The sequence below is a fragment of the Kitasatospora sp. NPDC008115 genome, assembly GCF_042957205.1.
Classification (GTDB): domain Bacteria; phylum Actinomycetota; class Actinomycetes; order Streptomycetales; family Streptomycetaceae; genus Kitasatospora.
Genome location: NZ_JBIBHU010000034.1, coordinates 60,405 through 87,076 on the forward strand (window position 1 = coordinate 60,405; position 26,672 = coordinate 87,076).

General features: G+C 72.6%; 20 protein-coding genes, 1 rRNA gene, 3 pseudogenes and 1 riboswitch. Of the genes and pseudogenes, 9 read left to right on the forward strand and 15 right to left on the reverse strand.

What is annotated here, in order from left to right; genetic code table 11:
* Positions 1-118: 118 nt before the first annotated feature.
* The 4 genes from ACFZBX_RS32420 (at position 119) to ACFZBX_RS32435 (ending at position 4,386) form a co-directional block, all read left to right on the forward strand.
* A complete protein-coding gene (locus ACFZBX_RS32420) occupies positions 119-1,531 on the forward strand; it encodes a sugar porter family MFS transporter (RefSeq protein ID WP_391537379.1) in 1,413 nt (470 codons plus the stop codon).
* Positions 1,532-1,651: 120 nt separating this feature from the next.
* Positions 1,652-2,353, forward strand: coding sequence for a dienelactone hydrolase family protein (locus tag ACFZBX_RS32425; RefSeq protein ID WP_391537380.1), 702 nt, complete (start codon positions 1,652-1,654; stop codon positions 2,351-2,353).
* A 104-nt stretch (positions 2,354-2,457) separates the two neighbouring features.
* Positions 2,458-3,744, forward strand: coding sequence for an MFS transporter (locus ACFZBX_RS32430; protein ID WP_391537381.1), 1,287 nt, complete (start codon positions 2,458-2,460; stop codon positions 3,742-3,744).
* A gap of 111 nt (positions 3,745-3,855) precedes the next feature.
* Positions 3,856-4,386, forward strand: a complete 531-nt coding sequence (locus tag ACFZBX_RS32435) for an HAD domain-containing protein (protein WP_391537382.1) — start codon at positions 3,856-3,858, stop codon at positions 4,384-4,386.
* Here the strand turns inward: ACFZBX_RS32435 and ACFZBX_RS32440 are convergent.
* Both ACFZBX_RS32440 and ACFZBX_RS32445 read right to left on the reverse strand, forming a co-directional pair.
* Positions 4,364-5,152 carry a CPBP family intramembrane glutamic endopeptidase gene (locus tag ACFZBX_RS32440; protein WP_391537383.1) on the reverse strand — a complete coding sequence of 263 codons (789 nt, stop codon included), beginning with the start codon at positions 5,150-5,152 and terminating at the stop codon, positions 4,364-4,366. The two genes, ACFZBX_RS32435 and ACFZBX_RS32440, sit on opposite strands and share 23 nt — an antisense overlap.
* Before the next feature lie 115 nt (positions 5,153-5,267).
* Entirely contained in the window at positions 5,268-6,773 is a 1,506-nt protein-coding gene (locus ACFZBX_RS32445; RefSeq protein ID WP_391537384.1) for a glutamate--cysteine ligase, read from the reverse strand.
* 369 nt (positions 6,774-7,142) lie between these two features.
* On the opposite strand from ACFZBX_RS32445, the gene ACFZBX_RS32450 reads away from it, so the two are divergent.
* Positions 7,143-7,763: a hypothetical protein gene (locus ACFZBX_RS32450; protein WP_391537385.1), complete on the forward strand. Its 621-nt coding sequence runs from the start codon at positions 7,143-7,145 to the stop codon at positions 7,761-7,763.
* 341 nt (positions 7,764-8,104) lie between these two features.
* Positions 8,105-8,296 (forward strand): DUF5999 family protein, encoded by a 192-nt coding sequence (locus tag ACFZBX_RS32455; RefSeq protein ID WP_266273201.1) that lies wholly within the window; start codon positions 8,105-8,107, stop codon positions 8,294-8,296.
* 88 nt (positions 8,297-8,384) lie between these two features.
* Here the strand turns inward: ACFZBX_RS32455 and gcvP are convergent, their stop codons facing one another.
* The gene (gene gcvP, locus ACFZBX_RS32460) at positions 8,385-11,285 is read right to left on the reverse strand and encodes an aminomethyl-transferring glycine dehydrogenase (RefSeq protein WP_391537386.1); all 2,901 of its coding nucleotides are present in this window, start codon (positions 11,283-11,285) and stop codon (positions 8,385-8,387) included.
* A gap of 238 nt (positions 11,286-11,523) precedes the next feature.
* A riboswitch (glycine riboswitch) is annotated at positions 11,524-11,627 on the reverse strand.
* A gap of 216 nt (positions 11,628-11,843) precedes the next feature.
* On the opposite strand from gcvP, the pseudogene ACFZBX_RS32465 reads away from it, so the two are divergent.
* The 3 genes and pseudogenes from ACFZBX_RS32465 to ACFZBX_RS32475 all read left to right on the forward strand — a co-directional run.
* A pseudogene (locus tag ACFZBX_RS32465) lies at positions 11,844-12,233 on the forward strand (PRC-barrel domain-containing protein); the annotation flags it as partial.
* A gap of 408 nt (positions 12,234-12,641) precedes the next feature.
* Positions 12,642-13,061 (forward strand): annotated as a pseudogene (locus ACFZBX_RS32470) (DUF2382 domain-containing protein); the annotation flags it as partial.
* 150 nt (positions 13,062-13,211) lie between these two features.
* Complete coding sequence (locus tag ACFZBX_RS32475) at positions 13,212-14,702, forward strand: MFS transporter (RefSeq protein WP_391537387.1); 1,491 nt, start codon at positions 13,212-13,214, stop codon at positions 14,700-14,702.
* Between the two features lie 135 nt (positions 14,703-14,837).
* On the opposite strand, the gene ACFZBX_RS32480 is transcribed toward ACFZBX_RS32475, so the two are convergent.
* From ACFZBX_RS32480 to rrf, 12 genes and pseudogenes are all read right to left on the reverse strand, one after another.
* Positions 14,838-16,241: a DNA polymerase IV gene (locus tag ACFZBX_RS32480; protein WP_391537388.1), complete on the reverse strand. Its 1,404-nt coding sequence runs from the start codon at positions 16,239-16,241 to the stop codon at positions 14,838-14,840.
* Positions 16,242-16,293: 52 nt separating this feature from the next.
* A complete protein-coding gene (locus ACFZBX_RS32485; protein WP_391537395.1) occupies positions 16,294-16,998 on the reverse strand; it encodes a vancomycin high temperature exclusion protein in 705 nt (234 codons plus the stop codon).
* Positions 16,999-17,141: 143 nt separating this feature from the next.
* Positions 17,142-17,804, reverse strand: a complete 663-nt coding sequence (locus ACFZBX_RS32490) for a MerR family transcriptional regulator (protein ID WP_380763721.1) — start codon at positions 17,802-17,804, stop codon at positions 17,142-17,144.
* Between the two features lie 263 nt (positions 17,805-18,067).
* Positions 18,068-18,544 carry a bifunctional nuclease family protein gene (locus ACFZBX_RS32495; protein WP_380763719.1) on the reverse strand — a complete coding sequence of 159 codons (477 nt, stop codon included), beginning with the start codon at positions 18,542-18,544 and terminating at the stop codon, positions 18,068-18,070.
* Positions 18,545-18,629: 85 nt separating this feature from the next.
* The gene (locus ACFZBX_RS32500; protein ID WP_391537396.1) at positions 18,630-19,322 is read right to left on the reverse strand and encodes a MerR family transcriptional regulator; all 693 of its coding nucleotides are present in this window, start codon (positions 19,320-19,322) and stop codon (positions 18,630-18,632) included.
* A 179-nt stretch (positions 19,323-19,501) separates the two neighbouring features.
* The gene (locus ACFZBX_RS32505) at positions 19,502-20,380 is read right to left on the reverse strand and encodes an FHA domain-containing protein (RefSeq protein WP_391537389.1); all 879 of its coding nucleotides are present in this window, start codon (positions 20,378-20,380) and stop codon (positions 19,502-19,504) included.
* 115 nt (positions 20,381-20,495) lie between these two features.
* Positions 20,496-21,578, reverse strand: coding sequence for a DUF881 domain-containing protein (locus ACFZBX_RS32510; RefSeq protein WP_391537390.1), 1,083 nt, complete (start codon positions 21,576-21,578; stop codon positions 20,496-20,498).
* 55 nt (positions 21,579-21,633) lie between these two features.
* Positions 21,634-21,966 (reverse strand): small basic family protein, encoded by a 333-nt coding sequence (locus ACFZBX_RS32515; RefSeq protein ID WP_380281460.1) that lies wholly within the window; start codon positions 21,964-21,966, stop codon positions 21,634-21,636.
* A gap of 266 nt (positions 21,967-22,232) precedes the next feature.
* A pseudogene (locus ACFZBX_RS32520) lies at positions 22,233-23,114 on the reverse strand (DUF881 domain-containing protein); the annotation flags it as partial.
* Between the two features lie 132 nt (positions 23,115-23,246).
* On the reverse strand, positions 23,247-25,742 hold the full coding sequence (locus tag ACFZBX_RS32525) for a sugar phosphate nucleotidyltransferase (RefSeq protein WP_391537391.1): 2,496 nt from the start codon (positions 25,740-25,742) through the stop codon (positions 23,247-23,249).
* A gap of 124 nt (positions 25,743-25,866) precedes the next feature.
* Complete coding sequence (locus tag ACFZBX_RS32530; protein ID WP_391537392.1) at positions 25,867-26,487, reverse strand: CDP-alcohol phosphatidyltransferase family protein; 621 nt, start codon at positions 26,485-26,487, stop codon at positions 25,867-25,869.
* Between the two features lie 97 nt (positions 26,488-26,584).
* Positions 26,585-26,672: ribosomal RNA gene (rrf, locus tag ACFZBX_RS32535) — 5S ribosomal RNA — on the reverse strand; the annotation flags it as partial.

The window sequence follows — 26,672 nt, forward strand, 5'->3', positions numbered from 1 at the left end:
GCGCCGTCACCCGTTCGGCCCAGCCGCCGCGACGCACACCCCCCGGCGCTGATCGAATGTGAGACGAACCCTGCCCTCCCGGCCGTGCGGGCAGGACCGTCGACCCCGGGGAGCGCGCGTGTCCGGTACCCACACCCATCCGGCGTCCGGCGAGGCACACCTCGGGCACGTGGTGTTCATCTCGGCCGCCGCCGCGATGGGCGGCTTCCTGTTCGGCTACGACAGCGCGGTGATCAACGGCGCGGTGACCGGCATCCAGAAGCACTTCGGGGTGGGCAACGGCACGACCGCGTTCGTGGTGGCCATCGCACTGCTCGGCTCGGCCGCCGGGGCGGTGGTGGCCGGCCGGCTGGCCGACCACCTGGGCCGGGTCCGCACCATGCTGCTGGCCTCGTTCCTCTTCGCGGTCAGCGGCGTCGGCTCGATGTTCCCGCCGAACATCGAACTGCTGGCCACCTGGCGGGTGGTCGGCGGCGTGGCGATCGGCATCGCCTCGGTGATCGCCCCGACCTACATCGCCGAGGTCGCCCCGACCGCCTACCGGGGGCGGCTGGCGTCCTTCCAGCAGATGGCCATCGTGCTCGGCATCACCGTCTCCCAGCTCGCCAACTGGGCGCTCAACCAGGCCGCCGGCGGCGAGTCCACCGGCCACCTCGGCGGTGTCCAGGCCTGGCAGTGGATGCTCGGCGTGGAGGCGATCCCGGCCCTGGTCTACGGGCTGATGGCGCTGGCCATCCCGGAGTCCCCGCGCTACTTGATCGCCGACCACCGCGAGGCGCAGGCCCGCCGGGTGCTGGTGGAGGTCGAGGGCGAGGACATCGACCTGGACGCACGGGTGGCCGAGATCCGCTCGGTGCTGGAGTCCGCCCGCAAGCCGCGGCTGAAGGACCTGACGGGCGGCCGGTTCGGCCTGCTGCCCATCGTCTGGGTCGGCATCGGCGCCTCGGTGTTCCAGCAGTTCGTCGGCATCAACGTGATCTTCTACTACTCCTCCTTCCTGTGGCAGTCGGTCGGCATCAACGAGTCCAACTCGCTGCTGATCAGCCTCTCCACCTCGATCATCAACGTGATCGGCACGGTGATCGCGATGGCGCTGGTCGACCGGATCGGCCGCAAGCCGCTCGCGCTGGCCGGCTCGGCCGGCATGGCCGCCGCGCTCGGCACCGCCGCCTGGGCGTTCTCCTACCGGGAGGGCACCGGCGACGCCGCCACCCTGGACAACACCCACGCCACGGTCGCGCTGATCGCCGCGCACGTCTTCGTGCTCTGCTTCGCCTTCTCCTGGGGCGTGGTGGTCTGGGTGCTGCTCGGCGAGATGTTCCCGAACCGGATCCGCGCGCTGGCCCTGTCCGTCGCCGCCTCCGCCCAGTGGATCGCCAACTGGGCGATCACCGTCAGCTTCCCCGACCTCGCCGACTGGAACCTGTCGGCCACCTACGTCATCTACGCGGCGTTCGCGCTGCTCTCCATCCCCTTCGTGGCCTTCTGCATCAAGGAGACCAAGGGCCGCGCCCTGGAGGAGATGGGCTGACCCCCGTCCGACCCCACCGGGCGCCCACCTGACCCCCGCCCCACCCCCGCCCGACCCCACCGGACCCGCCGGCCACCGACCCGCCGCCGCGCCCGGCGGCCCGTCCCCCGAGAGGAAGCCATGCCTGACCAGGGCGGCTCCCGGCAGAACGTCACCTTCCCGAGCAACGGCCGCGAGGCCCACGGCTACCTCGCCCGCCCGCCGCAGGGCGTCGGCCCCGGCCTGGTGGTGGTCCAGGAGTGGTGGGGCCTGACCCCGTACCTGGCCGGCGTGGCCGACCGGTTCGCCGCCGAGGGCTTCACCGTCCTCGCGCCCGACCTCTTCGGCGGCACGACCACCCACGACAGCGCCGAGGCCGCCCGGCTCAAGCGCGAACTGCCCGTCGAGCAGGCGGTACGGGACCTGCGCGGCGCGGTCGACCTGCTGCTCGGCCTGGACGGCGTGGTCGGCGACGCGGTCGGCGTGGTCGGCTTCTGCATGGGCGGCGGCTTCGCCCTGCTGCTGGCCGCCGCCGAGGGCGACCGGGTCGCCGCGGCGGTCCCGTTCTACGGCCTGCCGCCCGACCCGGACTTCGAGTACCGGGGCCTGACCGCCCATGTGCTCGGCCACTACGGCGAGCACGACCGCGCGATCCCGATGGCCTCCGTGGACGAGGCCGCGATCCGGATCGGCGAGGCCACCGACGTCCGACCGGAGATCCACTTCTACCCGGCCGGACACGCCTTCATGAACGAGGAGAACCTGCTGGGCGGCTACGACCCGCTCCAGGCGGAGATCGCCTGGCGGCGCACCCTGACCTTCCTCTGGGCCCACCTCGGCTGACCCCGGACCGCGCCCGCACGACGCCCGGACGACACCCTCACGGCGCCCGCGCGGCACCCCGTTATTGGATGGACACGGACCACCCTCCCCGGCATAGTCACGGGGTGCAGAGCCACCCCCCGACCTCCCCGGCCGACCGCTTCGCGTGGGCGAGCCGCAACTTCCGGATCCAGACCGCCGCCACCGTGGTGAGCGGCCTCGGCAACGCCGGCGCCCCCATCGCCACCGCCTTCGCCATCATGGACGGCGGCGGCTCCACCGCCGACGTCGGCTACGTCACCGCCGCCCGGCTGCTGCCGACCGTCCTGCTGCTGATGGTCGGCGGCGCGCTCGCCGACCGGCTGCCGCGCCACCACATCATGGTCGCCGCCAACCTGTTCAGCGCCGTCTCCCAGGGCGCCCTGGCCGCCCTGGTGCTGACCGGCGAGCCGGCCCTCTGGCAGTTGATGCTGCTCTCGGCCGGCGCCGGGGCCGGCTACGCGTTCTACTCCCCCGCCGCCGGCGGCATGATCATGGAGAGCGTCGCCCCCGAGCACGCCGCCCGGGCCTTCTCGGTCTACCGGATCGGCTTCAACGGCTCGCAGATCGGCGGCGCCGCGCTCGGCGGCGCGCTGACGGCGGCGGTCGGCGCCGGCTGGGTGCTCGCCCTGGACGCCGTCTGCTTCCTGGTCGCCGCCGCGCTGCGCTTCCTGCTGGAGCCGCAGGCCCCGACGGCCCCGGCCGAGGGCGGCGGCATGCTCCGCGACCTGCGCGAGGGCTGGCAGGAGTTCTCCTCCCGGCGCTGGCTCTGGGTGATCGTCCTCCAGTTCTCGGTGCTGGTCGCCTGCGTCGGCGCGGTCGAGACGGTCTACGGGCCGGCCTTCGCCAAGGAACACCTCGGCGGCGCCCGCGACTGGGGCCTGGCGATGGCGGCCTACGGCGTCGGCCTGGTCGCCACCGGCCTGCTGATGGCCCGCTGGCAGCCGCGCCGGATCCTGCTGGTCGGCAACTGGGGCGTCTTCCTGTTCGGCGTCCCGGCGCTCGCCCTGGCGGCGTCCGCGCCGATGCCGGTGCTCTGCGCGGCGATGTTCCTCTCCGGCGTCGGCGTCACCGTCTTCAGCGTCAACTGGATGATCGCGCTTCAGCAGGAGATACCCCCGGAGGCGTTCTCCCGGATCACCGCCTACGACGAACTCGGCTCGCTCTCGCTGGCGCCGATCGGCACCGCGCTCGCCGGCCCGGTCGCCAACCGGCTCGGCCTGTCCGGCGCGCTCTGGGCCTGCGCGCTGATCTCCCTGGTGTTCAGCGCCGCCGTGCTGCTGGAGCCGCAGGTCCGCCGGCTCTCCCGGCGCCCCACCGCCCCGGCCGATGCGCCCGCCGACGCGGTCCCGGCCCCCGCCGCCACCGGCTGAACCGCCCGGACGCACCCCGTGCGCCCCCCGCATGCGCCCTCCGGCGGGCAACCGCCGGCGGGCGCGGCACGTCCGACCAGGTGACGACGGATGAGACCTGGGAGACGCCCGATGCCCAAGCCACTGCTGTTCCTTGACGTCGACGGTGTGCTCAACCCGGTCTGCCCGGCCCCCGAGGCCGACTTCGACACCCACACCCTGTTCGGCTACACCGTGCTGCTCTCCGCCCGGCACGGCGCCTGGCTGCGCGAGCTGGCCGGCACCTACGAACTGGTCTGGGCGACCACGTGGGAAGAGCACGCGAACACCCACATCTCCCCGGCGATCGGCCTGCCCGAGCTGCCCCACGTCCGCTTCACCGGCTACGTCCCGCAGCCCGGCGACCCGCGCGTGCCGCTGATGGAGCTGCTCTCCGCCCGCAAGTGGGCGCCCCTGCTGCGGTACGCGTCCGGCCGCCCGTTCGCCTGGGTCGACGACGTCATCCCGCCCAGGCTGGTCCGCAACTCGCTCTGGCGCCGCGACCGCCTGCTGCTGGCCGTCGACCCGGGCCAGGGCCTCGAACGCCACCACGTGGACCGGCTGCTGTCCCGCCCGCCGCGCCCCGGGGCATTGCCCCCGCTCAGCCGGTGGGCAGCCAGCTGACGTGCCCGGCGAGCAGCGCGTACCCGACGAACGCCACCGTGTCGATCAGCGCGTGCGCCACCACCAGCGGCATCACCCGCCCCCACCGCCGGTACAGCAGGCAGAACACCACGCCCATCACGATGTTGCCGACCAGCCCGCCGATCCCCTGGTACAGGTGGTACGAGCCGCGCAGCAGCGAACTCGCGGCCAGCGCCGCCGGCCACGACCAGCCCAGCTGCCCCAGTCGGCGCAGCAGGTAGCCGAGGACGACGACCTCCTCCAGGATGGCGTTCTGCCAGGCCGACAGCAGCAGCACCGGGATCCGCCACCAGACGTCCGGCAGCCCGGACGGCGCCACCGTCAGGTTGTAGCCGGCCGCCTGCGAGCCCAGGTAGAGCGCCAGCCCCGAGCCGCCGATCGCCGCCGCGACGGCCGCGCCCCGGCCGAGGTCGCCCAGCTTGCGCCCGAGGTCGAAGCCGAGCACCCGCAGCGCCACGCCCTCGCGCACCAGCAGGTAGCCGACCAGGACGACCGGCATCAGGCCGCGGCCGATGTAGTAGAGCTGCCAGACCAGGTCCAGCCAGGGCCGGCCGGGGGCGCGCGAGCCGTTCAGGGTGGCCACCTGCTGGCCCAGCTTCAGCGTCTCGGTGAGCGAGCCGGTGAAGCTGATCAGCGCGCCGATGCCGCTCGCCCCGAGCGAGAGGCCGAGGACGGTCAGCAGCTCCACCCCGAGCAGGCGGCGGGTCGGCTTCGCGGTCTCCGGTACGGTCGGGACGGTCGTCACGGGGGTGCTCCAGCACGGGCGGCGGCGGACGGGCTGTGCTCCGGTCGCCGGCGGCGGGCCGTCGGCGGACCGGAGCGGTCATCCTTCCACAGCGCGCCCCGCGGGCCCGGGCCCGCTACCCCACCGGCCAGGTGTGCACCGGCTCGCCGCCGCGCATGTGCTCCATGTACCGCCGGGTCATCGCGGCCAGCGCGGCCGGCCGGTCCATCCCGTACTGCTCGCGCAGCCGGTGGAAGGTCGCGCTCTGCCAGGACGCGCCGTTGACCCGGCGCAGGCAGCGCTGCTCGATGATGCCCAGGTAGCGGTCCCGGTCGGCCGGCTCCACGCCCCACGCGTCCAGGCCCTGGTAGGCCATCGGCAGCAGCTCGTTGAGCACCAGGTCGACGGCCGGGACGGTGGTCAGCCCGCCGCCGCGCCCGGCCCGGCCCGAGCGCGGCCACTGGAACACCGCGTCGACGCCGTACCTGGCCGCCTGCTGGAAGTTCTCGTCGGCCTTCTCGAACGGCAGCCTGGTCCAGATCGGCCGGGACTGCTCGGCCAGCACCCGCACCACGCCGTAGAAGAACGCCGCGTTGGCGAGCGTGTCGGCCACCGTCGGCCCGGCCGGCAGCGCCCGGTTCTCCACCCGCAGGTGCGGCACCCCGCCGCTGACGTCGTACACCGGCCGGTTCCAGCGGTAGATGGTGCCGTTGTGCAGCCGCATCTCGGCCAGCCTCGGTATGCCGCCGGAGGCCAGCACCTTGGCCGGGTCCTCGTCGTCGCAGATCGGCAGCAGCGCCGGGAAGTAGCGCAGGTTCTCCTCGAACAGGTCGTACGCCGAGTCCACCCAGCGCTCGCCGAACCAGGTGATCGGGCGCACCCCCTGCGCCTTGAGCTCCGCCGAACGGGTGTCGCAGGCCTGCTGGAAGAGCACCGGGCGGGTCTCCCGCCACAGCTCCCGCCCGAACAGGAACGGCGAGTTGGCGCCGAGCGCGAGCTGCGGGCCGCAGATCGCCTGGGCGGCGTTCCACACCGAGGAGAACCGCTGCGGCGTCACCTGGAGGTGCAGTTGCAGCGAGGTCGCGGCGGCCTCGGCGACCATGGTGATGGACTCCAGCTGGAGGTGCTCGACACCCTCGATGTCCAGCGTGATGTCCTCGCCCCTGGCGGCCAGGATCTGGTCGCTCAGCAGGCTGTAGCGCTGGTTGTGGGACATCGCGTCGAGCCCGGTGTGGTCCAGCTCCAGGGTCGGCAGGATGCCGACCATCACGATCCGCGCACCGGCCTCCGCGGCCCGCCGGTCGGCGTAGCGCAGCCCGGTGTCGAGTTCCTCGCGCAGCTCCTCGAAGACGTGCCCGAAGAGCCGGTGCGGCGCGATGTTGACCTCGATGTTGAAGCGGCCCAGCTCGGTCTGGAAGTCGGCGGAGCCGATCGCGGTGAGCACCTGGGCGTTGTTCAGCAGCGGCAGGCCCTGCTCGTCGGCCAGGTTGAGCTCGATCTCCACCCCCAGGACGCCCTTCGGACGGTCGAAACGGTCCTCGCGCAGCATCCGGCCGAGCGCGTCGAGGCAGGACTGGAGCTTGCGCCGGTACATCTGCCGGTCCGAAAGGTCCGCCCGGGTCGCCACGACCTTCTCGCCCATGGTCTCCTCCTCCTGAGCCGGCCGGCCCCCGACCGTGCAAGCATCATGCCCACCCCGAAGATCGATACCCGATCGCTTCGATTGGCTTGCATTGCAAGGAAACTGATGCCGTTTCAGCGCATCTGCCGACTTGCCCGGGGCCACCGCCTGTGATAAACAGGTCACCCTGCGCACCTGTTCGAGTAGAATTCGCACTGCGCCACGGCCCGGCCCGCCATCGCCGCGAGATCCCCGGCGACAACGGCCGCGCCGGCACCGCGATCCTGCCCAACCGGACAAGGCCCAGGTCCCGTCACCGTCGACGCACCAGCCAGCCATGCCGGTATGCCGCACTCGCACGCCGATCTCGCACGGAGAGGCGACCTTGCCATGACTCTGCAGTCCCCCCAGCCCCCACCCAGTGCCCTGCGCGCGGTCCTGGCCGCGCTCGACTCGGAGACCGCGCTGCGCCAGCCCGCCGCCGCCGCGCTGCGTCATCCGACCGGGCCGCTCCTCCCCGCGCACCCGCTCGCCGTCCACGTTCTGGAGGGGCCGCGGGCCGAACTCGCCGCCGCCCGGCGCACGGGCTGGCGTTTCCTCGTCAAGGACGGCACCGAGGTGGCGGCCGCCGCCGAAGTGGTGCAGGGGGCGGAGGGGCACACCTTCTCCCACTTCACCGCCGGCCCGTACCTGGACTCCACGCTCCGGGCACTGCGGGAGGCCTGGCAGCTCGCCCAGTCCGCCCGGTTCCGCTGCCAGCCGCGGCTGCTGACCTTCCCCGGCCAGTACGCGACGGCCCTGTGGCTGCACAGCCCGGACGGCGGGCCCGGCACCGATCTGCTGATCCCGCTGGCCCCGGCACCGATGGGCGTCACCGCGCACCGCGCCCACCCGGCCGCCGAGGTGCTGCCGCTGCTGGCCCGTACGCCCGTCGCCCGGGTCCAGGTCGACCCCCGTCCGCTGCTGCTCGGTACGGCGGACGGCGCCCGGCTCGCCTCCGGGGCGCACTGAGGTCCCGGCCCCCGGGCCGTCCGACACCCGGACGGGCCATCCGGCATGGCCCGACCGGGCCGTTCGCCGGATGGCCCGTCCGGCGCCGCATTCGGCCCCCGACCACCTGAACGGGTGATCTCTGCCCGGGGGTTGTGGCGCATGTCACGAAATCGCTGCGCTCGCGTCCACAGATGCCGACACTGGGAACCAGCGTGGAAGGACCTCCTGTCCTACCCACTTGAGCGCTGGTCCACACCTGGGCCGGCGCCGGACAGAATCCGACCACCGCGGCGGTGCCCGCCGGCCACCGGCGGCACCGCATCACGGGGAGGATCGCAGAGCGAAGCGAGGGTACGCGTATGTGCCAGCACCGTCCTGAGTGCCCGTCGGCCGAGTCCGAGGACCGCGAGGCCGCCGTCCCGGTGGCCTGCCACCCGGAGCAGGGGTGGAGCCTGCTCTGCAACGGCGTCCTGCTGTTCGAGGACACCGGGGAGCTGCTGCCCGACGGCCGGGTGATCGCCCCGCGCCGTCCGGCCGCGAGCGCGGTCTGAGCCGCCGGCACTCCACGGGGGAACGAGCGCGAAGGGCAGGGCCCCGGCGGACGGATCCGCCGGGGCCCTGCCGTGTGCCGTGCGCCGGTCAGACGCCGTACTCGTCCAGCGGCGGGCAGGAGCAGACCAGGTTGCGGTCGCCGTACGCGCCGTCGATCCGGCTGACCGGGGGCCAGTACTTGTCCGCCGGGTTCACGCCGGCCGGGAAGACCGCCTCCTGCCGCGTGTAGCCGTGCGCCCAGTCGCCGGCCAGGGTGGCGGCGGTGTGCGGGGCGTTGTGCAGCGGGTTGTCGTCGGCCGCCCAGGCGCCCGAGCCGACCTTGTCGATCTCGGCCCGGATCTCGATCATCGCGTCGCAGAACCGGTCGATCTCGTACAGGTCCTCGGACTCGGTCGGCTCGATCATCAGGGTGCCGGCCACCGGGAAGGACATCGTCGGCGCGTGGAAGCCGTAGTCGATCAGGCGCTTGGCGATGTCGTCCACCGTGACGCCGGTCTCCTTGGTGAGCGGGCGCAGGTCGATGATGCACTCGTGCGCCACCAGGCCGCCGGGGCCGGTGTAGAGCACCGGGAAGTGCGGGGCCAGCCGCTTGGCGATGTAGTTGGCGCTGAGCACCGCGACCTGGGTGGCGCGCTTGAGGCCCTCGCCGCCCATCAGCCGGACGTACGACCAGGAGATCGGCAGGATGCCCGCCGAGCCCCACGGGGCGGCCGAGATCGGGCCGACACCGGTGGCCGGGCCGGCCTCCTCCTGGAGCGGGTGGTTCGGCAGGTACGGCGCGAGGTGCGCGCGCACCGCGACCGGGCCGACGCCCGGGCCGCCGCCGCCGTGCGGGATGCAGAAGGTCTTGTGCAGGTTCAGGTGCGAGACGTCCGCGCCGAACTTGCCCGGCTTGGCGAGGCCCACCAGCGCGTTGAGGTTGGCGCCGTCGACGTACACCTGGCCGCCGGCCTCGTGCACCAGGCCGCAGATCTCGGTGATCTGGGTCTCGTACACGCCGTGGGTGGACGGGTAGGTGACCATCAGCACCGAGAGGCTGTCGCGGTGCTGCTCGATCTTGGCCTTGAGGTCCTCGACGTCGACGTCGCCGTCGACCAGGGTCTTGACCACGACCACGCGCATGCCGGCCATCACCGCGGAGGCGGCGTTGGTGCCGTGCGCGGAGGACGGGATGAGGCAGACGTCGCGCTGGGTGTCGCCGTTGGCGTGGTGGTAGGCGCGGACGGCCAGCAGGCCGGCCAGCTCGCCCTGGGAACCGGCGTTCGGCTGGATGGAGACCGCGTCGTAGCCGGTCACCTCGACCAGCTGGCGCTCCAGCCCGCGGATCAGGGTGAGGAAGCCCTCGGCCTGGTCGACCGGCGCGAAGGGGTGCAGCTGGCCGAACTCCGGCCAGGTCACCGACTCCATCTCGGTGGTCGCGTTGAGCTTCATGGTGCAGGAGCCCAGCGGGATCATGCCGCGGTCCAGCGCGTAGTCCCGGTCCGACAGGCGGCGCAGGTAGCGCAGCATGGCGGTCTCCGAGCGGTGGCTGTGGAAGACCGGGTGGGTCAGGTACTCGTCCTCGCGCAGCAGCGCGGCGGGCAGCGCGTCGGCGCCCTCCGCCACCTCGGCGCCCTCGACGCCGAACGCGGCCCAGACGCCCGCCAGGTGCTCGCGGGTGGTGGTCTCGTCGGTGGAGACCGAGATCCGGTCGGCGCCGTCCTGGAAGACGTTGATGCCGTTGGCGCGCGCGGCGGCGGCGATCTCGGCGGCGCGGCCCGGGACGACCGCGGTGACGGTGTCGAAGAACTCGCCGTGCAGCAGCTCGACGCCGCCGGCCCGCAGGCCCTCGGCGAGGGCGGCGGCGTAGCGGTGGGTGCGGCGGGCGATGTCGGCCAGGCCGTCCGGACCGTGGTAGACGGCGTACATCGAGGCCATCACGGCGAGCAGCACCTGGGCGGTGCAGATGTTGCTGGTGGCCTTCTCGCGGCGGATGTGCTGCTCGCGGGTCTGCAGGGCCAGGCGGTAGGCGCGGTTGCCGTCGGAGTCGACGGAGACGCCGACCAGGCGGCCGGGCAGCGAGCGGGCGTACTCGGCGCGCACCGCGAGGTATCCGGCGTGCGGGCCGCCGAAGCCCATCGGGACGCCGAAGCGCTGGGAGGTGCCGCAGGCGATGTCGGCGCCGAGCTCGCCCGGGGACTTCAGCAGGGTCAGCGCGAGCAGGTCGGCGGCGACGGCGACGATCGCGCCCAGGCCGTGGGCCTGCTCGATCACCGGGGCGAGGTCGCGGACCACGCCGGTGGCGCCGGGGTACTGGAGCAGCACGCCGAAGACGCCGCGCTCGGCGATCTCGGCCGGGATGCCCTCGGACAGGTCGGCGACGACGACCTCGACGCCGGTGGGCACGGCGCGGGTGTTGATCACCGCGACGGTCTGCGGCAGGGTCCCGGCGTCGACCAGGAAGACGCCGCCCTTGACCTTGGTGACGCGGCGGGCCAGCGCCATCGCCTCGGCGGCCGCGGTGCCCTCGTCCAGCAGCGAGGAGCCGGAGGTGGGCAGGCCCGTCAGGTCGGAGACCAGGGTCTGGAAGTTGAGCAGCGCCTCCAGGCGGCCCTGCGAGATCTCCGGCTGGTACGGGGTGTACGCGGTGTACCAGGCCGGGTTCTCCATGACGTTGCGCAGGATCACCGGCGGGGTGAAGGTGCCGTAGTAGCCCAGGCCGATCATCGACGTGAGCACGGAGTTGCGGCCGGCCAGTTCGCGCAGTTCGGCGAGGACCTCGGACTCGCTGCGGCCTGCGGGCAGGTCCAGCGCGGTGATCGAGCGGATCGCCTCCGGGACGGCGGCGGTGGCCAGCTCGTCCAGCGAGCCGTAGCCGACCTGGGCCAGCATCTTCTCCTGCGCGGCGGCGTCGGGGCCGATGTGGCGGTTCTCGAAGGGGCTGGCCTGTTCGAGCTCGGTGAGGGTCGCGGGGGTGGTGGGGCGTCCCGAGTTCGGCTGGGCGTTCATGGTGGTCGAGGCCTCCTGGTCACGGACCGGCGGGGGTGCGCACGCCGGCCGCCTCACCGCTGCGGCAACAGCGGAGCGACCGGTCGGACGAACCCGACAGGCCTCCCCCTCTGTCATCGGGACCTGAGAGCTTCGCCCGCACGGGGCGCCGTGGGACGCCCCGCCGGCTTGCACCGTCGGTGAGGGTGGGGTCCGCCGGCTCCCTCGCCCGCGATCCTGCCCTGCTTTCCAGAGTGACCTATCCCGCACGGTACGGATGCCTGAGAGATTCCGGGGAGGAGTTGCTCCTTCGGCGCCCCGACCAGCGGCTTCCGCTGTCGGGGACTCTCCCGAGCGGGCTCGGCGGTCGCGCCCAGGGTACCAGCGGGAGGCACCGCGATCACGGCTGCGTCAGGCCGTCCGGCGACTTCGTTGCTGACGGGGCCGGTGACCCGGTCGGCGCAGCCCCGCGCCCGTCCGGCCGCGCCCCGGTCGCGGGCGTCCGGTTCATGGCTTTTGGTGTGAAGTGGCGCTGTCCTGCGGGCGTTCCGCGAGCTCACCGCACTGGAGGAGAAGAGAGTGCAGACCGACATCGACCCACGGGACCTGATCGGCCACAAGGCGGTCGACCGCAACGGGGACAAGATCGGGACCATCGACGAGGTGTACCTGGACGACGCCACCGGCCGGCCCGAGTGGGCCGCCGTCCGGACCGGCATCTTCGGCCGGGACGCGTTCGTCCCCCTGACCACGAGCGAGTTCTCCGGCGACGAGCTGCGGGTGCCGTACGACAAGTCCCTGGTGAAGGACTCACCGGACTTCGGCGTGGGCCAGCACCTGTCGCCCGCCCAGGAGCTCCAGCTCTACCGCTACTACGGGCTGGACACCCCGAGCGAGGGCCGGCCGGCCGCACCGGGCGTGGCCCCGGAGGCGGAGGCCGCCGACCTCGACTTCGGCACCACGGCCGGTACCGGCACGGCGGGCGCGCCCGCCCCGAACGGCGCGCCCGCCTCGAACGGGACGCCCGGCGCCACCAACGGGACCGGCGCGGGCCACAGGACCAACGCCTCCCGTCCGGCCAAGCAGCTCACCTTCCACCGGGCGGGCGACCTCGACAAGCCGGCCGACCCCGCCCCGGAGACGCACATCCGGCCCCTCGCCGCCCCCGCGCCCGTCACCCCCGCGGCGCCCGTCACCCCGGCCCCGGCTCCCGCCGCGGCCGCACCACCACCGGCCCCGGCCCCCACGCCTGCGCCGGCGCCCGCGCCCGCCGCCCCGCACCCGGCCGTCGAGCCGCATCCGCAGCCGCGGACTTCGCGCCCGGAGAGCGGCCCGGCCACCGCTTCCCCCACCGGCCGGGTGGAGATCACCTGCCGTGAGGAGCGCCTGGACATCACCACCGAGTGGCACGTGATCGGCACCGCCAAGCTGCGCAAGTACGTCACCAGCGAGCACGTGGAGCGCCGGGTCCCGGTGGTCCGCGAGCGGGTCCGGGTCGAACGGATCCCGGTCGGCGAGGCCGAGCGGGCCGCGCTCGACGAGAAGGAGATCGCCGAGGCGGTGGAGGAGGTCACCGTGCGCGAGGAGCGCCCGGTGGTCCGCAAGTACCTGGCGCCGGTCGAACGGGTCCGCCTGGTGATCGAGCGGTACACCACCGAGGAGGTGGTCCGCGAGGAGTTGCGGCGCGAGCAGGTCGAGATCCACGACAACGTCGCGACCACCCCCGCCGCCCCGTCGTCGCCGCCCACCGCCGCACAGAACCCGGCCCGTCAGGTGCCGGCCAGACCGCTCGTCTGACCGCCTTTACCCCCGGTTCCACGGGACCCCGGCCGCCCAGGCCGGGGTCCTTCCTTTTTACCAAAGCTTAACCAATGAATATTTGACACTCTGAAGTATCTCCCGGCATGGTTACTTCAGTTCATTCACTATGTACGGGAGGAAGCAACCGTGAGTGAGGCACCACAGCCCACCACCGCGGCCGAGAAGCAGAGCAGCGCCCGGGTCCTGCCGGCCCTCATCCTGGCGATGCTGTCGTTTAGCGTGGTGCAGACCGCGGTCGTCCCGATCCTGCCCTCGCTCGCCAAGGAACTGGACGTCTCCGGCTCCAGCATCACCTGGCTGATGACGGCCAACCTGCTGTCGGCCGCCGTGCTGACCCCCCTGCTGGGCCGCTTCGGCGACCTGCGCGGCCGCAAGCCGATGCTGCTGATCTCGCTCGCCGGCCTGGTCGCGGGCTCCGCACTCGCGGTCTCCACCCACTCCTTCACCTGGCTGGTCGTCGCCCGCGTGCTCCAGGGCGCCGGCGGTGGCGTGCTGCCGCTCGCCATCAGCATCGTCCGCGACGAACTGCCCAAGCAGAAGGTCACCGGCGGCGTCGCCGCCATCAGCGCCTCGATGGGCGTCGGCAGCGGCCTCGGCCTGGTCGCCACCGGCCTGCTGCTGGAGCACTGGAGCTACAAGTCCATCTTCTGGATGGGCCTGGTCTTCGGCCTGATCGCGGTCGCCCTGGTCGCCCTGCGGGTGCCCACCGACCCGGTCACCGACAAGGACGGCGGCGCCGACCCGCTCGGCGCGCTCACCCTCGCCGGCTGGCTCTCCGCCCTGCTGGTCGCGGTCAGCCAGGGCAACACCTGGGGCTGGACCTCCACCAGGACCCTCGGCCTGTTCGCCGTCGCCGCCGTGGTCGCCCTGATCTGGGGCGTCATCGAGGTCAAGGTCACGCACCCGCTGGTCGACATGAAGATGATGTCCCGCCCGGCCGTCGCCTTCACCAACCTGGCCGGCCTGCTGATCGGCTTCGGCATGTACGGCTCGTTCATGGTCATCAGCAACTTCGCCCAGACCCCGGAGAAGCTCGCCCACTACGGCTTCACCGCCACCGTGCTGCACGCCGGTGTGATGCTGCTGCCCTCCGCCCTCGGCTCGATGGTCGCCGCCCCGCTCGGCGCCCTGCTGATCGCCCGCCGCGGCCCCCGCCTGCCGCTGGTCCTCGGCGGCGTCCTCGGCGCCGTCGCGATGGCCTACCTGGCCCTGCGGCACAGCCACGAGGGCGACATCTACCTCGCCTCGGCGATCTTCGGCCTCGGCATCGGCCTCGCCTTCTCGGCGATGCCCGCCTACATCAACGGCGCCGTCCCGGTCGAGCAGAGCGGCATCGCCAACGGCATGAACGCCGTGCTGCGCACCGTCGGCGGCGCGATCGGCACCGCCGTCATGGCCGCCATCCTCACCGGCGACACCATGAAGCTGCCGATCCCGGTCTCGCTGCCCACCCTGGACGCCTACCGGCACGCGTTCTGGACCGCCGCCGTGGTCTGCGTCGTGGCCGGCGCCGTCCCGTTCCTCATCCGCACCGTCAAGCCGGTCACCAGCGTGACCGTCGGCGAGCGGACGGCGGACCCGGCCTCCGGCCGCGAGCCGGTGAAGACCGACGCCTGACGAGGCGTCCGCCCCGCGCCCAGGGACAGGGCGCGGGGACCGGACCCGGACGGTCGCCGAGGGCATCGCGACCGTCCGCGGCCCGGATCCGCGAACGGCCCCACCCGGCACCGCGCCGGGTGGGGCCGCTTCGGCTCAGTGGCCGTCCTCCTGCCCAGCCTCCGTCGGCCAGTCCTCGCGCAGCGGCAGCGGCCGGGCCGGCTCCAGCGCCGGGTCCTCGATCGCGAAGGTCCGCACCCGCCCGGGCCCGCTCCACGGCGTCTCGAAGCGCACCGTCACCCGCCCCACTCCGCTGCCCTGCACCCACCCCGGCCCGTACTCCGCGTGCCGCACGTCCTGCCCGGGCAGCCAGCGCCGCGCCACCGCGGCCTCCTCCTCGACCGCCTCCGGCTCCTCCTCCGCCCCGGCGCCCTCGGCCGCCGCGGCCTGCGCCTCCTCCCGGACGGCCTGCGCGAACAGGTCCTCCTGGGTGTAGTCGGCCAGCTGCGCCACCCCGACGCCCAGGAGCCGCACCCCTCCCGTGATGTCCACCTGCGAGGCCAGCCGCCGGGCCGTCTCGACGATCACCGTCTCGTCGTCCGTCGGGCCGCGCAGCGTCTCGGAGCGGGTCAGCGTCGAGAAGTCGAAGCGCCGGACCTTGAGGACCACCGTCCGCCCCGAGCGCCCGGCGCCCCGCAGCCGCCGCGCACAGCGCAGCGCAAGGGTCTCCACCTCCCGCAGCACCCGGTCCCGGTCGGCCAGGTCCACCTCGAAGGTGTCCTCCACCGAGACCGACTTGGCGTCCTGGTCCGCCACCACCGGCCGGTCGTCCAGGCCTATGGACATCTGGTGGACGCCTGCCCCGTGCGCCTTGCCCAACAGCTGCACCAGCTCCGTCTCACCGGCCTCGGCGAGCTCGGCCACCGTGTTCAGGCCCGCCCGGCGCAGCACCTGCTCGGTGGCCGGGCCGATCCCCGGCAGCGCCCGCACCGGCATCGGCCCGAGCACCGCCCGCTCCTGCCCCGGCTCGATCAGCACCAGCCCGTCCGGCTTGGCCCGCTCGGAGGCGATCTTGGCCATCAGCTTCGACCCGGCGGCCCCGACCGAGGCGGTCAGCCCGGTACGCCGCTCGATGTCCGCCCGCAGGTCCTCCGCCAGGGCCAGCACCAGCCGCTCCCCCGTGCCGTGCTCCGCCTCGGCCAGCACCGGGCCGTAGGGACCGGCCTCCAGGTCGACGAAGGCCTCGTCCAGGCTCAGCGGCTGCACCAGCGGCGACAGCTCCCGCAGCAGCGCCATCACCAGTTCGCTCACCTGCCGGTACGCCTCGAAGCGCCCGGTCAGGAAGGCCGCGTTGGGGCAGAGCCGGCGCGCCTGCGCCGTCGGCATCGCCGAGTGCACCCCGAACCGCCGTGCCTCGTAGGAGGCGGTCGAGACCACCCCGCGCCCGCCCAGCCCGCCGACGATCACCGGCTTGCCGCGCAGGCTCGGCTTGGCCGCCTGCTCCACCGACGCGAAGAAGGCGTCCATGTCGAGGTGGATGATGCTCGGCAGTGACCGCACCTGCCGATCATGCCGTACGGGTCCGACAACGCCGCCGAACCCGGCCCGCGCCTCAGCGCGCCGACCGCTCCGGGCCCGCGTCCGCCAGCGCCCGCGGTATGCCGTGCTCGCGCGGGCCGAGGAACAGCGGGTCCGGCCGCAGCCAGGCGTTCAGCGCCGCCTTCCCGGCCCCCGGGATCTCCCGGAACCCGCCGTACAGCCAGGTGGCGTCGCGCGCCTCCGGCACCCCCACCGCGTACGACTCGATCCCCGCCGCCTCGCAGAGCGCCAGCGCCCGGCGGACGTGGAAGTCCTGGCTCACCAGCACCGCCCGGTCCACCCCGAAGATCCGGTGCGCCCGGGTGCAGGAGTCCCAGGTGTCGAACCCCGCGTAGTCGCCGACCACCCGGACCTCCGGCACCCCGTGCTCGATCAGGTAGCCGCGCATCGCGTCGGTCTCGTCGTAGCTCGTCCGGCCGTTGTCCCCGGTCACCAGGATCGCCTGGACCTTCCCCGCCCCGTACAGCTCCACCGCCGCGTCCAGGCGGTGCGCCAGGTACGGCGACGGCCTGCCGTCGAACAGCCCGGCGCCGAACACCACGGCCACCGGCGCGGACGGCGCGCTCGCCACCGTCCCCACCCGGTCCCCCGCCGCCAGCCACAGCCAGGCGCTCGGCGCGAGCGCCAGCGAGCAGCCGACCGTCACCAGCTGGAACAGCCGCCGCTGGGCCTGCCGCCGGCGCAGCCGCAGGCCCAGCCGCACCGCCCTGCGCGCCACCAGCGCGGGAATCCCGGAACCGAACCGCACATGCCCTCCCTCCCTCGGCCGGCCCACCTGGCTCGTCCGGCGCTCACCGGGCACGACGACGCCGTGGGCCCGGACGGTTCCCCGTCCGGGCCCACGGCGTCGCTCGATTCCTCCTAGACCGCCCGGTTGCGCCGCTGCGCCAGCTCGTCCGCCGGGTCGTGGCCGACCACCGTCTCGCCGGTGTCCGTCCGTTCCGCGTGCAGCCGCACCAGGGTCAATTCCAGCTCCCGCCAGACCGCGCCGACCGCGATCCCGAAGACCCCCTGGCCGCCCTTCATCAGGTCGACCACCTGCTGGGGCGTCGTGCACTCGTACACCGTCGCGCCGTCGCACATCAGCGTCAGACCCGCCAGATCGGCGATCTCGGCGGCCTGCAGATGGGCGACCGCCACCCGGATGTTCTGCAGCGAGACGCCGGCGTCCAGCAGCCGCTTGACGATCTTCAGCAGCAGGATGTCGCGGAAGCTGTAGAGCCGCTGGCTGCTCACCGGGTACACCGAACGGACGCTGGGCTCCAGCAGTCCGGTGCGGGCCCAGTAGTCCAGCTGGCGGTAGGTGATCCCGGCCGCCGCGCAGGCGGTCGGACCCCGGTAGCCGATCAGCTCGGACGTCGGTGACAGCCGCTCCAGGGCCGGCTGGCCGGGCTGTACCGCCGGGAACCGGCCCACCCTGGGCAGTTCCGCCGTCCGGGGCAGTTCGGTCACCGTGCGGGTGGTGCGCGGCAGGTGCACGGCGCACAGGCCTCCCGCGGCCACTTCATCGCCAGTGCCGGTCATGCCTACCTCCGTCCACTCGTGCTGCGGGCAACCCAGACCGCGGGCGATCGGACACCCGGGTAGCCCCTCCTGTGACGGTAGGCAGTCCCCTATGGCCCGTCAACGATCGCCACGCCGAGCCGAACAGACCGCGTCACTCAGGAGAGTGGTTTTTCGTGCCCCTAGTGTGGGTAGGCGGATGCGTTTTGGCAAAACAGCCGTATCCCTGCGGCACATCGGCCCACAGGCCGGTTCCGCAGCGCCCAAGGGGCCGCTCCTCGCCCCTACTGCGGGCCGCCCCCGCCGAAGTCCTCCGGCGACACCTGGTCGAGGAACTCGCGGAACTTCTCGACCTCGTCCTCCTGCTCGTCCGGGATCGCGATGCCCGCCTCGGCGAGCACCTCCTCGCTCCCGAAGATCGGCGTGCCGGTGCGCAGCGCCAGCGCTATCGCGTCGGACGGCCGGGCGCTCACCTCCACCCCGCCGGCGAAGACCAGCTCGGCGTAGAAGACACCCTCGCGCAGATCGGTGATCCGGACCTCGGTGAGCTGCTGGCCCAGCGCTTCCAGGACGTCCTTGAACAGGTCGTGCGTCAGCGGGCGCACCGGCGTCATGCCCTGCTGGGCGAAGGCGATCGCGGTCGCCTCGCCGGGGCCGATCCAGATCGGCAGGTACCGATCGCCCCCGACCTCCCGCAGCAGCACGATCGGCTGGTTGGAAGGCATCTCCACCCGGACACCCACGACGTCGAGCTCATTCACACAGGCAACCCTATGGCTCCCGACCCGGATATGAAAGCGCAGCGCCGACGACGCTGGTCAGCGAGGTGGGCACGAACGGTGAGGGTCAGGAACGGATCCGCAGGCCCGCCTGGACCATCGCCGCGTGCAACCGCACCGACAGCGTCGCCAGCTCCCTGGCGGTGGCCTCGGCGTGCGCCCTGGTCTGCGGGTTGCGGTGCCGCCGCAGCGGCGCCACGACCTGTTCGACCAGCGCGACCTCCCGGTCCGCGGCGGCCTTCATGGCCCGCAGGTGGCGCGGCTCCAGCCCGAAGCGGCCGAGTTCGGCGACCAGCCGGGCGACCTGCAACGCCTCGCCGTCGTAGCCGCCGTCCGGACCGGGCGCGACCAGCCCGTAGGACTCCCACTCGGCCAGCTCGGCCTCGCCGGCCTCGGCGGCGGCCAGCAGCTCGGCCCGGCCCAGCCGGACCCCGGCGGAGGCCTCGGCCGAGGCGGTCAGCTCGCGGTCCGCCTCCTCCAGCGGCCCGGGCCGGGCGTCCGCGGCGGGCAGCGCGGGCGGGTTCTCGCCGCGCTCGATCGCGTCGAGGTGCTCGCGGATCACCCGCAGCGGCAGGTAGTGGTCGCGCTGCATCCGCAGCACGTAGGCCAGCCGCTCGACGTCGGCCGGGCTGAACTTGCGGTAGCCCGAGGGCGTGCGCTGCGGCTCGACCAGCCCCTCCGCCTCCAGGAAGCGGATCTTGGAGATGGTGACCTCGGGGAAGTCGTCGCGCAGGAAGGCCAGTACGGCGCCGATGCTCAACAGCTCGTCACCACCGCGCCGCCGCCCGGCGGGCCGGTCCGGACGGACCGGCTGCCTGGGGGCCGCGACCACCCCCCGCGCGCCCTGGTCCGGCCGGGGGCCGGGCGACGCGGGGGTGGCCGCCCCGAGCGGAGAGGAAGGGGTGTTCGTACTCACTCGGGCTCCTGCCGACGTTGGTTTCAGTACCCCCGGTTGTGGCTGGCGAAGAAGACCAGCCGGTACTTCCCGATCTGCACCTCGTCGCCGTTGTTCAGGGCGACCTCGTCGATCCGCTCCCGGTTGACGTAGGTGCCGTTCAGGCTGCCGACGTCGGCGACGGTGAAGCCGCCGCCCGGCGTCCGGCGGAACTCCACGTGCTTGCGGGAGACCGTGACGTCGTCCAGGAAGATGTCACCCTGCGGGTGACGCCCGGCCGTGGTCTTGTCCGAGTCCAGCAGGAACCGGCTGCCGGAGTTCGGGCCGCGCTGGACGATCAGCAGCGCCGAGCCCGGGGGCAGCGCGTCGATCGCGGCCAGCACCTCGGCCGAGAGCGCCGGCGTGCCGGTCCCGGTCGTGGTGTTGGGGTCGTAGGACTCCAGGCCGGAGATCGAGATGGTCGAGGTGGTCTCGGCCGACCCCTCCGGCAGCAGCCCGCCGCGCAGCGCCGTACCGCAGTTGGAGCAGAACCGCGCCGAGGCCGGGTTCGGGTTGCCGCACCGGGGGCACGGAGTGGGGCCAGCCATGTTCACAGCCTCCTGGCGCGGCACACCCGACGGGTTGTGCCCGGCGTACGGGTCCGGGGCAAACCCTCCACCAGAGGTTGAGGGTCCTGTCGGGAAACCTATGCGCGGGGCACCGGAGGGGTCAACCGACGCGCCGTAGCCCGCCTGATTCCCCGCGTACTGGGCGCCGGCGCCGTCGCGGAACAGCGGACGCTCGGCGTACTCCGCGCCCTCCGGGGCGGAGCGCATGCCCGGCACGGCGGGCTCGTCGTCCCGGCGGTGCAGCGCGGTCGGCGCCTCCGCCGCGGCCGCGTTGCGGCCCTTGTTACGACCGAACAACTTCGAGAAGAAACTCACGGGCGAATCCCCTTGCGTGTGACAGACCCGCCCGTGGGGCAGGGTGAGAACCTCGGACAGGGTGCGGGCCCGGTCAGGGACCGGGCCGGCTGGAGTGGCACTCCGAACATGACGGTCACTTCGGAGCCGGCTTGGCGTACTGCGGAGTCTTCGGATCGACGAGGGCGTCGACGAGCACCTTCTGCTGCTGGGAGATCGTCGCGCGTGCCTGGTGACTCTCCAGGGTACGGACGACACCTCCCGGAATGTTCAACGCGGGCGTGAGGTCCTGCGGATTTCCCACGACGGTGAAGCGGTAGGGCGCCGAGACCTTCTTGCCGTCGATCTGCACACCGCCGGACACGTCCGTGAAGTAGGTGTTGACCACCACGCGCACATCGTTGATCTGAATCGCCTCCGCCCCCGCCGCTCGAAGTTCTTGCAGGGTGTCCAGCAGCATATCCGCCTTCACCTGCCCTTGGGGATCATCGACCGTCAGTACGATGCCCGGACCGGTGGCCGGCACGGTCCCGGCGAGGACGCCGAGTTCCGTCGCCTTCTTCCTGGTCTGCTCCTGGGCCTCCTTGGCCTGGTTGGAGCTGTTCTCCAACTTGGCCAGGGACTGCTCCAACTCCGCCTTCTCCTGCTGGAGACGCTGCTGGCGGCTGTCCAGTTCGTCGAGGATGCGGACCAGGTCCTCCTGGCGCGCGCCGCGCAACTGGCTGTGGTGGTCGTTGGTCGAGCGGACCTGGATCGCCAGCCCCAGGCCGAGCGAGAACAGCAGCAGGGCCACCACCAGCTGACCGCGCGACAGCCTCGGCGGCCACAGCGCGGCCACCAGCCGCCGCCGTGCGGCGTGCCGGTCGATGGTGTGCGCGGACACCGACATCGGCGCCTGCTCGGGCTCCTCGTGGTCGTCCTCGGGCTCCGGCTCCTCCTCGGGTTCCGGCTTCCCGGAGTCCGCACCAGGGGTCTCCGCCGTCACTTCCGGCGCACGCGCGGGCGCAGGCGTCACCGCGGGGGCGCGCCGGGGAACGGGCCGGGCGTTCTCCCCGGCGGTCTCTCCCCCGAGCCCACCCGTGGTCTCACCCTCAGGCTCAGCGTCAGACCCGGCCCTCGGGGCCTCCTCCGGGGCCCGCGGCGCGGCCTTCGCTGCCTTCGCGAACGGCGCGGTCACCGCCTCGCCCCCGGGGTCTTCCCCTCGCTTCTCGTCCTGCACCACTTCTCCCGCCGATCCGTCCGTCTTCTCCTCCGCCGCGCGCCCGCGGCCCGGCTCAGGCACGGAAGACATGGCGCCGGATCGCCGCGGCGTTGGAGAAGATGCGGATGCCGAGGACGACGACCACACCCGTGGACAGCTGCGAGCCGACGCCCAACTGGTCGCCCAGGAAGACGATCAGGGCCGCCACCACCACGTTCGAGAGGAACGAGACGAAGAACACCTTGTCGTCGAAGATCCCGTCCAGCATCGCGCGGACGCCGCCGAACACCGCGTCCAGCGCCGCCACCACCGCGATCGGCAGGTAGGGCACCACGACGTCGGGCACCTCGGGCTGGACGAAGAGTCCGACGACGACCCCGATCACGAGACCCAGTACGGCAATCACGGTGTAGCTGCTCCTGTCGCTGCGGAGGGCGACCCGGTGGTGGTCGCGGTGGTCGGGCGGGAGGTCGCGGGCTTGGTAGCCGGGGCGCTGGGCGAGCGCTTGCCGCCGGCCTTCGGCGAGGGCGAGGCCGTGGCCGACGGGCTGCCCGTCGCGGTCCCGCTCGGGCCGGCGCTCGGGCTCGCGCTCGTGGACGGGCCCCCGGTCGGGCTCCCGGACGGATTCGCGCCCGGGCCCGCGGTCGGGCTCGCGGTCGGCGAGGCCTCGGGGGTGGCGGGCTGCGCGGTCCGCAGGGTGACGCCGACGGCCGCGGGCAGCGTGAGGTTCTTCTGCGCCGAGATGGTCGACTTGATGCCGTACTTCTCCTGGAGCAGCCGCAGGTACTGGCCCGCCATGGCGCTCTCGAAGGCGCTCACCAGCCGCGTACCGTCCCCGAGCGCCTGCACGGTGTACGGCGGCACCAGTGGCCGGTTGTCCACCAGCACGGCCTCACCGGCCGCGCGGATCGCCGAGAGCGCGGTGAGCCGCTGCCCGTTGATCGAGACCGCCTCCGCGCCCGAGGCCCAGAGCCCGTTCACCACCAGTTGCAGGTCGCGGTCGCGCAGGCGCCCGCTGTTGGAGAAGCCCTGCCCGGCGCGCGGGTCGACGTTCCCGCCGGCGCCGGTGCCGGGCGCGTCCTCCACCACCAGCTTCACACCGGGGCCGGTCACCTCGCCGAGGCCGACCGCGCCGGCCACCGCCGCCGAGTCGCCCTCGCCCGCGGCGAGCGCCTGCCGCTGGGTGCTCTCCACTTTCCGGCGCAGGTCCTGGACCTGCTGCTGGAGGTGGTCGGCGGAGCCGTTGGCATCGTTGATCCGGTGGATCAGGGCGTCGCGCTCCTTGGCCAGCGTCGGCTCCGCCTTGTGCGCGTTCACCGCCCCGACCGTGACGACCGCGCCCACGAGCGCCAGCCCGGCGCCGAGCGTCAGCATCCCGCGCGCCGTCCCGGGTATCCGGTACGGCCCGTCCCCGCCCCGCGCGGCCGCCGCCTCGGCGTACCCCTCGTCCAGGCTGTGGTCCATCACATTGGTCAGCAAGGACATCGAGGCATCCGGACGGTTGTACCGTCCACTGCTGGCACCCTGCCCCGGCGTCGATGACATGCGGACCATCGTCCCATGTCGCACGAGGGCCTCGCGCACGCCCCCTGAGCTGCATACATGCCAAATCCGGCGGACCGTGACCAACCGCCCGAAACGGACAGCGGGGCGGGACGGCCACCGCCGTCCCGCCCCGCCGCGGGCTCACCGCCCGGCGCTGTCGACCACCGCAGCCCACTCGTCGAGCAGGGCCTCGCTCGCCGCGTCGTCCGGACCCTCGGCCCACAGGTGGGTGACCGCCTCGGCCGGGTCCGGCAGGACCAGCGTCCAGCGCCCGTCCGCCTCGACCACCCGGACGCCGTCCGTGGTGTCCAGCCGCCGGCTGCCGGCCGCCTCCACCACCGAGCGCATCACCATGCCCTTCGCCGCCCACGGCGTCGCGATGTCCCGTCGGCGGATGTGCGCCTGCGGGATCCGCGCGTCGATCTGGCTCAGCGTGAGCTGGGTGCGGGCCACCAGGCCCACCAGCCGGACGAAGGCCGCCGCCCCGTCCAGCACCCCGCTGAACTCGGGCACCACGAAACCGCCGCGTCCGTCGCCGCCGAACACCGTGCCCTCGGTCGAGGCCGCCTTGGCCAGGTCGTCCGGCGTCGTGGTGGTCCAGATGACCTGGGTGCCGTGGTACGCCGCGACCTGCTCGGCGATCCGGGTCGTCGTCACCGGCAGTGCCACCTGCCCGCTCCGCCGCTCGGCCGCGACCAGGTCCAGCAGGACCAGCAGCGCCCGGTCGTCGTCGATCACCCGGCCCAGCTCGTCCACGAAGGCCACCCGCTCGCCCACCGGGTCGAAGCGCACGCCGAAGGCCGCCCGCGAGGAGGCGACCAGCTCGCCGAGCCTCGCCAGCCCGGCCCGCCGCTCCTCGGCGTCCTCGGTGGGCCGTGCCTCGTCGAGCCCGCTGGAGACGGTCAGCGCCTCCACCCCGAGCCGGCCGAGGATGCTCGGCAGAACGAGGCCCGCGCTGCCGTGCGCGGTGTCCACGACCACCTTCAGGCCCGCCTCCCGCACGCCCGTGGTGTCCACGGCCCGCAGCAGGTTGCCCGCGTAGGCGTCGAAGACGCTGGACGGGAAGGTCAGGTCGCCGATCTCGCCCGGGAAGGCCCGCCGGTACTCCTGGCGCGCGTAGACCCGGTCGAGCTTGCGCTGGCCGGCCTGGGACAGGTCGGCGCCGCGCTCGTCGAAGAACAGGATGTCCAGCGAGTCCGGCACCCCGGGGGTGGTCCGCAGGAAGATCCCGCCAGCGCTGCCCCGCGCGGTGTGCTGCCGGGCCACCGGCATCGGCACGTTCTCCAGGTCGCGGACGTCGATCGCGCTGGTCTGCAACGCGGAGATCATCGCCCGCTTGAGGGCGCGCGCACCACGCGAGTGGTCACGCGCGATGGTGACGGTCGCCCCCTTCTTCAGGGTGGTCGCGTACGCCCCGGCCAGCCGGACGGCCAGCTCCGGGGTGATCTCGACATTGAGGATGCCGGAGACACCGCGCACCCCGAACAGGTGCTCCTGGCCCCGGGACTCCCAGATCACCGAGGTGTTGACGACCGCGCCGGCCTCGATGGTCTTGAACGGGTAGACCCGGACGTTGGCCGCGATGATCGACTCCTCGCCGACCAGGCACTCGTCCCCGATCACCGCACCGTCCTCGATCCGCGAGGCCCGCATCACATCGGTGTTCTTGCCGACCACGCAGCCGCGCAGATTGCTCTGCGGCCCGATGTAGACGTTGTCGTGGACGACCGCCTTGTGCAGGAAGGCACCGCGCTTCACCACGACGTTGCTGCCGAGCACGGTGTGCTCGCGCAGCTCCACGCCGGCCTCGACCTTGGCGTAGTCGCCGATGTACAGCGGCCCGCGCAGCACGGCCTCCGGGTCCACCTCGGCGCCCTCGGCCACCCAGACGCCGGGCGAGATCTCGAACCCGTCGAGCTCGACGTCGACCTTGCCCTCCAGGACGTCCGCCTGGGCCTTGCCGTAGCTCTCGTGGGTGCCCACGTCCTCCCAGTAGCCCTCGGCCACGTAGCCGTAGACCCGCTTGCCCTCCTTGAGCAGCTGCGGGAACACGTCACTCGACCAGTCCACGGACTCGCCGGCCGCGACGTAGTCGAAGACCTCGGGCTCCATCACGTAGATACCGGTGTTCACCGTGTCCGAGAAGACCTGCCCCCAGGTCGGCTTCTCCAGGAAGCGCTCGACCCGGCCCTCGTCGTCGGTGATCGTGATACCGAACTCCAGGGGATTCGGCACCCTGGTGAGACAGACGGTTACCAGTGCGTTCTTGCTGCGGTGAAACTCGATCAATTCCGAGAGGTCGAAGTCCGTCAACGCGTCGCCGGAGATCACCAGGAAGGAGTCGTCCTTGAGAGCGTCCTCGGCGTTCTTGACACTCCCCGCAGTGCCTAGTGGGGTCTCCTCGTTCGCATAGGTGAGATGCATGCCCAGCTCTTCACCGTCACCGAAGTAGTTCTTCACCAGTGAGGCCAGGAACTGGACGGTCACGACGGTGTCGGAGAGACCGTGCCGCTTCAGCAGCCGAAGCACGTGTTCCATGATCGGCCTATTGGCGACCGGAAGCAGCGGCTTCGGCATGCTGGAGGTCATCGGGCGAAGTCGAGTGCCTTCGCCCCCTGCCATAACAACGGCTTTCATTACGGGTGCGTCCTCCTTCGCGGTGGTGGACCCTGTGGGTCCATCAAACCGTTCCAGAGGTGGTCTACCCGGAAGGTATCGTCCGACGCACCGTGTCGCCGTGGGAATTCTCTCAGATCACGTCTCAGACCGTGGACACGGAGGAGCCCGCACGGCCGCGGACGATCTGCCGCGCCTGCACCGCGTAGAGAATGGCGGCCCACCAGTACAAGACCGTTCCCCACCAGATGAAGCCCCAGCTCACGATCTCGGCCGGCCGGGCGATCCAGGTGTCCCCGGAGCCGAGCAGCAGAAGCGGAAAGGCGTACATCAGGTTGAATGTCGCGGCCTTCCCCAGGAAACTCACCTGCAACGGCCCGTAGCCGTGCCGGTTGAGGATCGGCAGAAGCGCCGCGATAAACACCTCGCGGGCGAGCAGGATCGCCGTCAGCCACCACGGCAGGATCTCACGCCAGGTCAGGCCGATGAGGGTGGAGAACACATAGAGGCGGTCCGCCAGCGGATCGAGCAACTGCCCGACCCGGCTGATCTGACCCCACCTCCGGGCGAGTTTCCCGTCCAGGTAATCACTGATGCCACTGAGCATCAGGATCAGCAAGGCCCAACCGTCGTTGTTCGGTCCGTCGAACACCGGCCAGAGGATCAGCCAGAGGAAGAGCGGAACACCGACCAGCCGGCCCATGCTCAGCAGGTTGGGGATGGTGAGGACGCGATCGGTCTGGACCCGCGTCTCCTGGACCTCCACCCGGGGGCCTCCTGTCACGTCTAGCAACTACTGCATGTTGACCCTACAACAGAGAAGCCCCCGACCGATGACCGGCGGGGGCTTCTCCAGAAAATTTGTTCGGCGGCGTCCTACTCTCCCACAGGGTCCCCCCTGCAGTACCATCGGCGCTGTGAGGCTTAGCTTCCGGGTTCGGAATGTAACCG

Excerpts from the sequence above, each read along its gene's own strand:
- ACFZBX_RS32425 (WP_391537380.1), top strand. The coding sequence starts at position 1,652 with ATGCCTGACCAGGGCGGCTCCCGGCAGAACGTCACCTTCCCGAGCAAC.
- ACFZBX_RS32435 (WP_391537382.1), top strand. The coding sequence starts at position 3,856 with ATGCCCAAGCCACTGCTGTTCCTTGACGTCGACGGTGTGCTCAACCCG.
- ACFZBX_RS32445 (WP_391537384.1), bottom strand. The coding sequence starts at position 6,773 with ATGGGCGAGAAGGTCGTGGCGACCCGGGCGGACCTTTCGGACCGGCAG.
- ACFZBX_RS32450 (WP_391537385.1), top strand. The coding sequence starts at position 7,143 with ATGACTCTGCAGTCCCCCCAGCCCCCACCCAGTGCCCTGCGCGCGGTC.
- ACFZBX_RS32455 (WP_266273201.1), top strand. The coding sequence starts at position 8,105 with ATGTGCCAGCACCGTCCTGAGTGCCCGTCGGCCGAGTCCGAGGACCGC.
- gcvP (WP_391537386.1), bottom strand. The coding sequence starts at position 11,285 with ATGAACGCCCAGCCGAACTCGGGACGCCCCACCACCCCCGCGACCCTC.
- ACFZBX_RS32490 (WP_380763721.1), bottom strand. The coding sequence starts at position 17,804 with ATGACCGGCACTGGCGATGAAGTGGCCGCGGGAGGCCTGTGCGCCGTG.
- ACFZBX_RS32525 (WP_391537391.1), bottom strand. The coding sequence starts at position 25,742 with ATGAAAGCCGTTGTTATGGCAGGGGGCGAAGGCACTCGACTTCGCCCG.